Origin of the sequence: Pseudoduganella chitinolytica (assembly GCF_029028125.1) — a bacterium.
Taxonomy (GTDB): Bacteria; Pseudomonadota; Gammaproteobacteria; order Burkholderiales; family Burkholderiaceae_D; genus Rugamonas; species Rugamonas chitinolytica.
Genome location: NZ_CP119083.1, coordinates 5713837 through 5725195, shown reverse-complemented (window position 1 = coordinate 5725195; position 11359 = coordinate 5713837). Strand labels below are relative to the sequence as shown.

The window sequence follows — 11359 nt, the reverse complement described above, 5'->3', positions numbered from 1 at the left end:
CCTCAGGCCAGGGTCTTGGCGGCATCCTTGATCGCCGCGCGGATGCGTTGGTAGGTGCCGCAGCGGCAGATATTGCCGGCCATGGCGCTGTCGATATCGGCGTCGGTGGGCGCCTTGTTGGTGCGCAGCAGCGCGGTGGCACTCATCACCTGGCCGCTCTGACAGTAGCCGCATTGCGGCACGTCGTGCCGCACCCACGCATCCTGCACCGCCTTGCCGACCTTGTCGCCTTCCATCGCCTCGATCGTCGTGATCTTCTGGCCGACGGCGGCGGAGATGGGCGTGATGCATGAGCGGATCGGCTGGCCCTCGAGGTGCACGGTGCAGGCGCCGCACAGCGCGGCGCCGCAGCCGAACTTGGTGCCGGTCATGTTGAGGTTGTCGCGCAGGGCCCACAGGATGGGGGTTGCCGGGTCGGCGTCGACTTGCATGTCGCGGCCGTTGATGTTCAAGGTCACCATGGATTCACTCCTGTTATGGATGAGCAAACGGCGCGCTCGATGGCGCGCCGGTTCCTGCGGGTCTGGCTGCCCGCTCTGTTCAACTGCGAAAGGTCGCTTACTGCTTGGCCGTCGCCATGCGCGCTTCCAGCGTCTTCAGGTCGATCGCGCCCGGGATGCGGGTGCCGTCGGCGAAGAAGACCGCCGGGGTGCCGTTCACGTTCAGCTTCTGGCCCAGGGCGAACACCTTGTCGTTTGGCGTGCTGCAGTTGGCCGGCGCGGCCGGCGCGGCCTTGTTGTTCAGCATCCAGTCGTCCCACGCCTTGGCGCGATCGGCCGAGCACCACACGTTCTTCGACTTGACGGCCGAATCGGGCGACAGGATGTTGTACAGGTAGGTATAGATCGTGACGTTGTCGACCTGGCTCAGCGTCTGCTGGCGGAAGCGCTTGCAGTAGCCGCAGTTCGGGTCCTCGAACACGGCGATGACGCGCTTGCCATTGCCCTTGACGGTCTTGATGGCCAGGTCGAGCGGCAGGTCGGAGAACTTGATCTTGTTCAGGTCATCGAGGCGGGTCTGCGTCAGGTCCTCGTTCGTCTTCAGGTTGAAGACGTGGCCGACGATCAGGTAGGAACCCGTCTTGTCGGTATAGCGCACGTCGTTGCCGACGCGGACTTCGTACAGGCCGCCATACGGCGTCTCGCGGATCGAGTCGATCTTGACGTTCTCGCCCAGCTTCGGTTCGACGTTCTTGCGGATCGTCGCCTCGACGCTGTTCTGGGCGCCGGCGTGGGTGAGCACCATCAGCGAGGCGATGGCAAAAGCGGTTTTCAGCAGTTTCATAGGATCTCCGGAATCGGACGGACCCCGCGCGCCTTGCGGCGCCGGGGCATCTTGTTGTTGGCGTTGTCGTGGTGCGTGGCCAGCACAGGACAGCTTGCACCGATTATGCATCGCACTTGTGCTGATTTTGTGCGGAATTTGTCCAAGCCTGTTGAACGATGCGTCAGTGCCTGCCGAGCGCATGCGACATCAGCTGCCGCTTCACGACCGGTAATTTGTCCAGCAAGTTTAGCCCCAAATTGCGCACGATGCGCACGGGCTCGAGGTTGGCGGTAAACAAACGGTGCAGGCCGTCCGTCGTGACCTGCATCGCCAGCACCTCCTCCTTGCGCGCGCGGGCATAGCGGGCCAGCACACGGTCGTCGCCGATCGAGCGGTGTTCCTCGCGCGCGGTGACCGCCTGCACCAGGTCGCGCACGTCGCCGAAGCCCAGGTTCATGCCGTGGCCGGCCAGCGGATGCACGACGTGGGCGGCGTCGCCGACCAGCGCCACGCGCTCGGCCACCAGCGAGTGCGGCCGCATCAGGGTCAAGGGGAAGGCCCGCACCGCTTCGGGCTGGACGGGCGTCAGCTTGCCCAGCTTGGGACCGGCGAATTCGGCCAGCCGGTCGGCCAGCGCCTGCGCGCCCTCGCTGCACAGCGTGTCGGCCAATGCGTCCGGAGCGGACCACACCAGCGAGACACGGTTGCCCGGCAGCGGCAGCAGCGCCACGATGCCGCGCGTGCACGTGAACCACTGCAGCGCGGCGCCATGGTGCGGCAGCTCGCAGTCGAAATTGGCGACGACGCCCTTCTGGTTGTACGGCTTGTAATCGAGGCCGATATCGCACTGGCCGCGCACCCACGACTGCGCGCCGTCCGCGCCCACGACCAGCGCGGCCCGGATCGCGCTGCCGTCGTCGAGCTGCACGCTGGCCCCTTCGGCCGTCGTGTGCAACGCCACCGCGCGGCCGCTGACGACGTGCACGTTCTGCGCGAAGCGCAGCGCCGCGTCCAGCGCCTGGTTCAGGTTGCGGTCCTCGACGATCCACGCCAGCGTGTCGGCGTGGGCACCATAGGCATCGAAATTGATGTGGCCCGGCTGTTCGCCGTCGCCCTTGACGATCATCGCGTCCACCGGCGCCACGCGGCCGGCATCGAGCGCGCCCCACACCTTGAGCGACGCCAGCAGCGCCTGCGCCGTATGGTTCAGCGCATATACCCGCACGTCCCAGCTGGGCTCCAGCCCATCCGGCGGCGTGACCGGCGGCGGCCCGAGCAGCGTGACGCTCTGCCCGGCCTGGGCGAACGCCAGGGCGGCCGTCTTGGCGATGGCGCCGTTACCGACGATGCAGACCGCGGTCTGCACGTGCTGCTTGCTGGAGAGAGTGGAGGACTTGTTCATTCGCCCATTATAGCGAGGGCAAGTCGCGGGCGGCATCCGGATGGTTCAGTCCCGGCGCTACGCCGGCCGGGGAATGGCGAGGGGCTGCACGGCTTCCAGCAGGGAGCGTCGCCCTTGGTTGTTGAGTGAAAGCCCGGAAGGCGCTGACAATCGTTGCGCTCTTCGCAAATATCTGAGATCCATGCTCAACCACTATTGCAAAGCTGCATTTGCCTGCTATAATGCGGCCTCTTGGCCTGGTAGCTCAGTTGGTAGAGCAGAGGATTGAAAATCCTTGTGTCGGTGGTTCGATTCCGCCCCGGGCCACCAAGAATTCTTGCAGAACGCCACCTTCGGGTGGCGTTTTTGTTTTGGCCTGCCCTCGGCCTGCTCGGCCATATGGACAACCGCCGACATTGTCAATAAAGTAACGCGTTCGTTCGAAGCACCCCTTTATCGACCATGAAAAAACTCATCGCTTGCCTGCTGGTCGCTTGTTCCGCCAGCGCCATCGCAGCGCCATCCCCACTGCTGGAAAATGCCTTGTCCTGCAAACTCAAGGACAAAGAGCTTGCGACGCTGATGCGCGACCTCGCGGCCAAGCAACCGGCGTTTGCCAAGCCGGCAAAACAATTCGGTGCGCCGTCCGCGGATCTGTACCGGTTGCCTCAACCGGTCAGCGCATTGGGCTACTCGTCCGCCGAGGTGGTCGTCACCCCTGGCCGCATCCTGCTGGCCGTCCCCGACAAATCCGTCAGCCAGGCCGTGCCACGTTGAAGCTGCAGGAAGAGGCTTACTCGCCGGCCAGCCGGGAAGTGCGCCCGACCGCCAGTATCGTCGCGTTCCAGCTGTCCCATCCCGAGCTGGCCGGCAAGCTGCTGGTAGGATGCCAGTATGCCAACGGCGCTGCGGCGGCGTGGATGCAGTGACGTCTGCCTGCGGGGGCTGATCGTCACGGCTCCAGCAACAACGTCCGGATATCGTTCAGGATCACATCCGGCATCAGGTAAGCCGTCGTGTAGATTTCCCGCACCCGCCCTCGCCCATCGATCAGGAACACCTTCAACAGGTGGTTGTAGAGCCGGGTCGGCCGGCCTTGCTCGTCCAAGGTGACCGCCACGTCCTGCCCGAAGCCATCGATGATGGGGCGCAGCGCGGCGACGTTGCGCGTGGTGAGGAAATGCCAGCGCAGCGCGCTGGTGGGCGAGGCCAGCGGGCCGGCATAGTGGCGCAGCGCCGTGGGCGTGTCGTTGGTGGGGTCGAACGACAGGCTGACGAAGCGCACCCGCCGTGCCTCGGCAGGCTTCGCCAGCAGCCGGGTACGCAGCTTGGAGAAGGTCTCGAACGCCAGCGGGCAGCCGACCGGGTCGACGCAATACGTGTACATGAAGCTGAGCAGCGTTACCTTGCCCGTCGTGTAGCGGCGCAGCGGCCCTGCGGCGCCGTCCGGCGCGAGCACTTCGCCATCGGGCGCGGCCTGGATCGCTTCCAGCCGGTAGCTGCCGGGCGCGGGTGCGACGAATTGCTGGCGCGGCGGGCTTGCCGCCATTGCATGCGCCAGGCCCGTGCAGGCCAGCGCGGCGCACAACAAGGCGTCAGCGCGACGGCCCACTGCGGTCGGCGATGGCACTGCCCTGCATGGCCACGGCAGCGGCGGGCTTGGCGGTAAACTTCATGTGGTGGGCCCGCCCCAGCTTTTCCTTGGTGAAGTCGATCGCCCACTGCTGCCGCAACTCCTTGCCGTCCCAGCTGAACAGCTTGAGGAACTGCTCGTTGTCGGCGCCCTTCTTGTCCCAGTTCTCCAGCAGGCTGCTGGTCACGTAGACGCGCTTGCCGTCCCAGCTCTGGCTCACCATGTTGACCTGCTTGCCCGTGACTTTCTCGTAGACCTGCTTGGGGGCGGCCGGATTGGTCAGGTCGAACAGCCTGGTCTTGCCGTCCATGAACGTGTTCACCCACAGGCTCTTGCCGTTGGCCGCAATCGAGATGTCGACGGGGAGCGGAATCTTGGCCGGGTCGCCGATGGCCGCCACGTCGCGCACCTGCCATTCGCCGCGCTCGTCCTGGCGGATCAGCCACAGTTTCGACGTCAGCGCCGACGCGGTGATCGCCCAGTTGTCGCCCTCGGCCAGCGACCAGCGGATTTCCAGCGGCGCGCCGGGCGTGTTGAAGACTTTCGTCGGCCGCATGGCCTTGAAGTCCCACAGCACCATGGTGTTGCCGAACTGTTTCATGGCGGCCGGGTCGGCCATCAACTTGCCCAGGTCCCGCATGTAGTTGTTGTGGCCCGTGAAACTGGACGTCAGCATGACGTTCTTGCCGGGATTGACGGCGATGTCGTACCCGTAGCCGTCCGCCTGCGCGCCACCGGGCAGCGCGGTCGGGATGGGATAACTGGCCACGTAGTCGCCCTTGTTGTTGTACACCACCAGCCCGGTGGCCCCACCCTTGTCGCGCGCATTCGAGAGGGTGCCGATCAGCATGCGCCCGGGGATCGGGTAGAACGTGTGCGGCCCTACGTAGCCGCTCCTGGCGGGCAGGTCGTCGATCGTCTTCACCAGTTTCGGCCTGGCGGGATTGGTGCCGACATCGAAGACAAAGATCTTGCTGTCGTCCAGGCGGCCGGCCCACAGGTAACGGCGATCGTCGCTGAAGCCCATGTGATGCGCCTCGCCGCGGCCCGGCACGGGCAGCACGTCGATCACCTTGCCATATTTCGCCGAGCGGGGATTGACGTCCACCGTGACCAGCTTGTCCGCCCCATCGCCCAGGCCCGCGACGCCCAGGGTCCACACGTGGAGGTAATCTTCCTGGCCCTTGATCAGGCTGGCCAGGTAGGGGGAATTGCAGGTCTCGTCCGCCACCGCGGTTGCCATCGGCAACAACAGGGCGACAAGGCAAGGAAGCAGACGACGCGACGTTTTCATGCGCATTCTCCCCACATTGTTATGGCTTGCAGTGCTTCGATTATAGGCACGGTCAACGCTCGAACACCAGCTCCGGCAAGACAACTTCCCAACGATCTCTTTGGCAGCGTGCTTGGAACTCTGGCGCGTTGTCGCACTTGCGCCAGACCACCACCGCGCGCACGCGCGCCAGTACGCAGCGCATGCCGACCGGCGGCCGGAAGTTCTTGGAAAACCTGCCGACGACGACGCCGGTCTCATCCATCAGCCTGGCGCCTTGCTCGTCTTCCACGTAACTTAGTCTGTCGCCAACGCGCAGGTTGGCAATGGCACGGTGCACAATACTGTTGGCTTCCTTCCAACCGGCGAAGCTCAGCTTCAGGTCCCGCTGGCCGGGCAGGTGAAAACGGCGTTCCAGAGGGCCAGGCGCGGGCAGCCAGGAGATGGGAGGCCTGCGGACTAGGCAGGCGTGCTCGCCCAGCGTGTCGATCATCGGATTGCCGGGCTCCATGTTCGCCAGCGTCAGCGTTGCCTTGGCACGCGTCATGGCAACGTAATAGAGCCGCCGCGCCGCGTCCGCGTCTTCGCCCTGCCCGTTGCGCCAGTCGCCGTCAAGAACGAAGACGTGGTCGAATTCCAGTCCTTTTGCGCGATGCGCTGTCAGCAGCAGTATGCCGTCCTGCTGTAGGCGGCTGGCCCGTCCCCATTCCGCCAGCCACTCCTGGAAATAGGCAAGCGGCACCTCCGCTTCCTGGGTATCCTGGACAAACGCATCGACCGCCTCGCGCAGCACGCGCCACCAGCACGAGCCGTCGCGCTCCGCCAACCAGCTTTGCAAATCGCCGGCCTTGAGCAAACGCTTGCCGTCACTGGCGCAAAGACCTTCGAGGTAAGCGAGCAACGCCTGCGTTTCCCGCAAGCGCCACAGCGACGGCGCCTCCTCGTCCGCCATGCTGACCGGAATTCCGGCGGCTTCCAGGGCGGCTCGCACCGGGTCGAGATACTTCCATTGTCGCGCGATCACTGCCGTCCGGGCCAGGTCGAGGCCGAGCGCCATCATGCGCCGCAACTCCGTGTAGATGGCCAACGCCTGCTGATCCGCATTCCGCCCAGTCGGCAAGATCTGGACCCGTCCTTGGGTCACCGGGTCGACTTGCTGCCACACACCGCCCGGAGCCGCGTTGGCACGGGCAGCGTTGACACGGATCGCCTGCTGTTTCATGCGCTCCTTGGAGCGGCCGATCACCAGATTGGCTACCGCGACGATGTGTCGCGTGCTGCGATAATTCTCGACGAGCTGTTCCTGGCGCGCTTTGTAGTCTTCCGTATAGCGACGAATGTATTCTATCGAAGCGCCAGCGAAGGCATAGATATTCTGGTCGTCGTCGCCGACCGCGAACAGGTTCAGGCGTCCGTCCTCGTCGCTGCGTTTGCGGCCGGCCAGGGCAGCGATCAAGGCATATTGACCAGGGCCGATGTCTTGGTATTCGTCTACCAGTATCCAGCGGAATCCGGCGAGTAAGCGGTCGCGCTGGGCGTCTGCATCCTCGGGCGGCAAACCGCGCCCTTCCAATAGAGCGGTCGCCTCGGACAGCACACCATCGAAATCAGCCTCCTCGCCGCCGCGATGGACGAAGCTCGCCCCGACCAGGCGCATGGCCAGGGCGTGACAGGTCAGAACGGTGACGCCACGCGCGTCGTCGCCGATGAGTGCGGCCAGGCGCTTGCGAATCTCCAGAGCGGCATGGCGGTTGTATGCCAGCGCCAGCACCGCCTGCGGATTCTCGCGGCGCATGCGGATCAGATAGGCGATCCGATGGACCAGCACTCGCGTTTTGCCTGAACCTGGGCCCGCAAGCACCAGTACATTTGCGCTGTCGCGATCGTCCGCCACGATATTGCGCTGGTGAGGGCGTGCGAGCGTGTCGACGATCGTCTCCCAGGACTGCGGCGTTGTCTGGCGGGTCAGCTCCGATTCCCTGCCCGGCAGCCAGCGCCGACAGAACTCCTCGCGCGTGTACGTGAAATAGTCCAGCGCCAGCTGGACGGCGTCCGCCATCTGCCGGATGCCGCGCTCCGCATATTCCGCCATGATGTGGATTTGCCGGGTTAGTTCTTCGTAATGCAAAGCCAGCGCTTGGTAATTACTCTTTTCAAACTGCAGTTTCCAGTTGCTTTCCAGGTGCAAGGTCATGGCCGGCCGGAAGATGGTCAGTCCCTTGTTCAGTCGTAATACCTCCTGCTCGTGCAGCCACAGCAACCCTCGCTCGACAAGCTTGCGCATATCTTTCGTATCGGCGGCCAGGAGGGCGTCGCTGGCCACACTCGCTGCCAGCTGGCCTATCGTGGTTTCCGCCAGCTGGTCAACGCCACGTGCCCCTTGCGGCAGGGCGGACAGCCAATGATCGAGCAGCCGTTCCGCGGCGTTGCGGCGCCGTTCGGCAATCCGTTCCAGCAGGCGCCAGGGCCGGTTGAGGGTCACGTGCAACAGCTCGGGGTCACTGCCGCGCTTGACGGTCAGGCTCCCCTTGCCTTCCTCTCCATCGCGCCCGTCGCCCGCCAGCCCGGCAATGATCTGGCGTACACGTTGCGGCAGTGCCGTGTATCCCTGATCCTTCAGGCGTTGCGTCACCAGCCGCAAATGAAGCGGCGCGGTGTCGTTAACACCAAAGTCGGGCGCGTCTTCCCTCAGCGCGGCGATCACGGCCGCTTCCAGGACAGCGGCATCGCGCAGGCGCTTTTTCGATGAGTTCTCCACTGCCACGTGGACAAAGGCCGTCATCGCCATGTCGTTGCTGGCAATGCCCAGACGGTCGAACAGGAACAGGGTTTCGCGCAGCAGGTCAGCACTGAAGCCGCCAGCCGCCATCAGTTCGTCGGTGGACAGCCCGTCGTCGGCGCCGGCGGCCAACAGCAACTCGACCAGGCGCAGGCAACGCTGGCGGTACGGTGCATCGAGCTCCCCCAGCAGTCGCTCGGCCTCGGCCGCGGTCCTGACACGCAACGACGAGGCGAAAACCTGCACCGCATTCTCCTCGCGTCGCACCAGCCCTGCCTCTTCCAGCCAGGCGATGGCCGTGCGTACGCGGGTGTCATCGGTATTGCCGTCGCGCTTGAATTTGCCGTCCTGGTCCTCTTCCAGGATCTCGGCCGGCGTTGCCACCAGCGCATGGTCGCGGTCTTTCTTGCGCTGCAGTTGCCGCAGGGCGCGCAACACGCCCTGGATATCACGCCGCGACAGGCGCGACGCCGCGGACATGCCGTGCTGGCGTTCCACGTCCTCGGAGGAGTACAACAGGACGCTGCGCGCCTGTGCGCGGTCGCGTCCGGCCCGGCCCGCCTCCTGCAGGTAATTTTCCAACGAGCCGGGGATGTCGGCATGCACGACCAGGCGCACGTCGGGCTTGTCGATGCCCATGCCAAAGGCATTGGTTGCGGCGATCACACGCAGCTTGCCCGCGATGAAAGCATGCTGTGTGTCCTTCTTGCGTTCCGGCGGCAGCTTGGCGTGGTAGGCGGCAGCGGCATGCCCTTTATTGCACAGGTAAATCGCCATCTCCTCGACCTGCTTGCGAGTGGCACAGTAAACGATGGCACCACCCGGGGCGTCGGCCGGCAACTCCCGTTCGATCAACGCGGCGACACGGGTGAACTTTTCGGCTTCGGTCGTTTCAATCACTTCGAAATCGAGGTTATCGCGCTTGGCGCCCCCGGGAAATACGCGCAGCTCGACACCCAGCCGTTCGCGGAAATGGCCGACAATGTCAGCCACGACCTCGGGCTTGGCGGTGGCCGTCAGGCATTGGATCAGGGGCATTTCCTGGCCGGGACTGGCCTCGGCGTTTTCGCGGATGAAGCGCGCCACATATCGGTAATCCGGCCGGAAATCCTGTCCCCATTTCGACAGGCAGTGCGCTTCGTCAAAGATCCACGCGCCGATCTCGCGCTGCGCCAGCACCTTGCGCACACCTTTGTTGCGCAACTGCTCGGGTGCGATCAGCAGGATGCTGACATCGCCCAGGCGCACCCTGTCGAGCACGTCCGCGCGCTCCGGCATGGACAGCAGGCCGTTGATGGCAGCGCACCCCTGAATGTCCCGTGCACGCAGCCCGTTGACCTGGTCTTCCATCAGTGCTACCAGCGGAGAGATGACGATCGACAGGGCTCCGGTACGCGCGAAGCGCGACAAGGCGGGTACCTGGTAGCACAGCGATTTGCCGGTACCGGTTGGCAGGATGCCCAATGAATGCTCGCCTCGCATCGCCGCCTCGACAATCTCCTGCTGCAGCGGCCGGCCGCTGACGCTGTGTACCGGCTCGGGGCGGAACGTGTAACGCTTGCCGAACCAGTACTGTAACTGCCGCAGGGCGCTGTGTTCGCGCTCGCACCACCGGCAGTCCGGTCTGCCGCAGGGCGTATCGCGCAGCTGCCGGATCAGCCGCCCCGTCTCGGGAAACTGGTGCCGTACCCATGGCGGCATGACCGAATCGCCGCCTGCCACGGAGATCCAAGCCAGTGCATACGCCAGCGGCCATGCCAATTGCGGCGCCCGAGCAATGATGTCGCGGCGCGCCTGGGTGCAACCGGCGTCGTCCAGCAAGCGCATCATGGCGGCCTCGGCTTCGGATGCATGTGGCCTCGCAGCCCCGCGTACCTCGGTAAAAAAATGATCCAGTCCGCCTACCCCACGCTGTTCAGTGGTCAGCCAATGCCATGCCAGCAGAAGGTCCGGTGCTTCCTTTGCCATCGCCGTCAGGCTCTCGATCTGATCGGCGAAGACCTGCAGGGCGAGTTCGGCATCGAGAAGTGGATCGTTGCGACAGTTTCCCAGCAAGCAGCCGTCGTGGTGGTGCTTGACCAGATGGTGGTAGGGATTGCGCGGGAACGCCAGAGGGTTAAGGCGCAATGTGTCGATCGCATCCTTGCCCAGCAGGCGCAGATTGGGCTGAGCTGCACGCAACTGGGGCAGGTCGAAGGCCAGCAAGTTGTGCCCCAGTAAATAGCTGGCCTCGTCGGCCAGGCCATCGAGGGCTCTCAATGCATCAGACAGCGTACCGGGCGGAAAAGCCACCGGCCGCCCGTTTTTGCCATGTACGCCAGCGAATCGGTGAATGCGTCCACTGTCACGACCAACCTCGAGGTCAATCGAAACAACGCTGGCGGCAACGCCGGGATGGCCAGCGGCTGAGCAAGCACTGAAATTGGAGCTGAACGTAGCGGACATGATCGAACTATGTCGCGATTGATTGCTTAGCGCAATGTCTAAAAGACGAAAAAGACCCGCTGTATATCAACTAGCATATTGCAATCTGAAACAACGGGTAATCGCCTAATTTTTCTAGGCACGTGCGGCCCTCGGGTACTATGGCCGCAATATTATCGACCAGAGCCAATTTCTCGAACTGCATTCCATGACCGTCGAAGAACTCCAAGCCTTCTGCCGAGGCTACCCCGGCGCAACCGAAACGCTGCACGGTGCGCCAAGCAATATCCTGACGTATTCGGTCGGGGACAAGAACTTCGCCTATTTCAAGACGAGCGAGCCGGAACAGTGGCGCTTCAGCCTGCGCGTGTCGCCGGACCGCTTCATCGAGTTGACGGACGTGCCTGGCGTGAAACCGGCCCGCTACATGGGACGCTTTCATTGGATCACCATCGTCGACGTCGCCCGGTTTCCCGCGCCTTACCTGGCGGAGCTGGTCGAATGGTCCTACGGCAAGGCACTGGGTTCGCTCAGCAAGACCCGCCGGCAAGCGTTCCCTGCCGAGAAACGTGACTTGCCATTCAGGCAAGATTGATTTACCCT

Annotated in this window: 9 protein-coding genes and 1 tRNA gene; 4 read left to right on the top strand and 6 right to left on the bottom strand. The window is 64.2% G+C overall.

Features of this window, described 5'->3' with window-relative positions; all coding sequences use genetic code 11:
• Positions 1–2 precede the first annotated feature (2 nt).
• From PX653_RS25530 to PX653_RS25520, 3 genes are all read right to left on the bottom strand, one after another.
• Entirely contained in the window at positions 3–461 is a 459-nt protein-coding gene (locus PX653_RS25530; RefSeq protein ID WP_277415449.1) for a (2Fe-2S)-binding protein, read from the bottom strand.
• 97 nt (positions 462–558) lie between these two features.
• Positions 559–1284, bottom strand: coding sequence for a DsbC family protein (locus PX653_RS25525; RefSeq protein WP_277415448.1), 726 nt, complete (start codon positions 1282–1284; stop codon positions 559–561).
• A gap of 163 nt (positions 1285–1447) precedes the next feature.
• A complete protein-coding gene (locus tag PX653_RS25520) occupies positions 1448–2668 on the bottom strand; it encodes a UbiH/UbiF family hydroxylase (RefSeq protein WP_277415447.1) in 1221 nt (406 codons plus the stop codon).
• A 233-nt stretch (positions 2669–2901) separates the two neighbouring features.
• Here PX653_RS25520 and PX653_RS25515 point away from each other — a divergent pair.
• From PX653_RS25515 to PX653_RS25505, 3 genes are all read left to right on the top strand, one after another.
• Positions 2902–2977 (top strand) — tRNA-Phe (locus tag PX653_RS25515).
• Between the two features lie 132 nt (positions 2978–3109).
• Positions 3110–3424, top strand: coding sequence for a hypothetical protein (locus PX653_RS25510; protein WP_277415446.1), 315 nt, complete (start codon positions 3110–3112; stop codon positions 3422–3424).
• A complete protein-coding gene (locus PX653_RS25505; protein ID WP_277415445.1) occupies positions 3421–3576 on the top strand; it encodes a hypothetical protein in 156 nt (51 codons plus the stop codon). Before PX653_RS25510 ends, PX653_RS25505 begins: the two co-directional genes overlap by 4 nt.
• A gap of 23 nt (positions 3577–3599) precedes the next feature.
• Here PX653_RS25505 and PX653_RS25500 read toward each other — a convergent pair whose 3' ends face one another.
• The 3 genes from PX653_RS25500 to PX653_RS25490 are packed head-to-tail and all read right to left on the bottom strand — an operon-like array spanning position 3600 to position 10777.
• Positions 3600–4259 (bottom strand): SCO family protein, encoded by a 660-nt coding sequence (locus tag PX653_RS25500; RefSeq protein ID WP_277415444.1) that lies wholly within the window; start codon positions 4257–4259, stop codon positions 3600–3602.
• Complete coding sequence (gene mtoX / locus PX653_RS25495; protein WP_277415443.1) at positions 4243–5574, bottom strand: methanethiol oxidase; 1332 nt, start codon at positions 5572–5574, stop codon at positions 4243–4245. Before mtoX ends, PX653_RS25500 begins: the two co-directional genes overlap by 17 nt.
• Positions 5575–5626: 52 nt before the next feature.
• Positions 5627–10777 carry a RecQ family ATP-dependent DNA helicase gene (locus PX653_RS25490; RefSeq protein ID WP_277415442.1) on the bottom strand — a complete coding sequence of 1717 codons (5151 nt, stop codon included), beginning with the start codon at positions 10775–10777 and terminating at the stop codon, positions 5627–5629.
• 187 nt (positions 10778–10964) lie between these two features.
• Between PX653_RS25490 and PX653_RS25485 the strand changes: the two genes are divergently transcribed.
• Positions 10965–11351, top strand: a complete 387-nt coding sequence (locus PX653_RS25485; RefSeq protein WP_277415441.1) for an MmcQ/YjbR family DNA-binding protein — start codon at positions 10965–10967, stop codon at positions 11349–11351.
• Positions 11352–11359: the final 8 nt, after the last annotated feature.

Bases quoted from the DNA above. Each gene is read 5' to 3' on its own strand.
- PX653_RS25530 (WP_277415449.1), bottom strand. From the start codon at position 461: ATGGTGACCTTGAACATCAACGGCCGCGACATGCAAGTCGACGCCGAC.
- PX653_RS25525 (WP_277415448.1), bottom strand. From the start codon at position 1,284: ATGAAACTGCTGAAAACCGCTTTTGCCATCGCCTCGCTGATGGTGCTC.
- PX653_RS25520 (WP_277415447.1), bottom strand. From the start codon at position 2,668: ATGAACAAGTCCTCCACTCTCTCCAGCAAGCAGCACGTGCAGACCGCG.
- PX653_RS25510 (WP_277415446.1), top strand. From the start codon at position 3,110: ATGAAAAAACTCATCGCTTGCCTGCTGGTCGCTTGTTCCGCCAGCGCC.
- mtoX (WP_277415443.1), bottom strand. From the start codon at position 5,574: ATGAAAACGTCGCGTCGTCTGCTTCCTTGCCTTGTCGCCCTGTTGTTG.
- PX653_RS25490 (WP_277415442.1), bottom strand. From the start codon at position 10,777: ATGTCCGCTACGTTCAGCTCCAATTTCAGTGCTTGCTCAGCCGCTGGC.
- PX653_RS25485 (WP_277415441.1), top strand. From the start codon at position 10,965: ATGACCGTCGAAGAACTCCAAGCCTTCTGCCGAGGCTACCCCGGCGCA.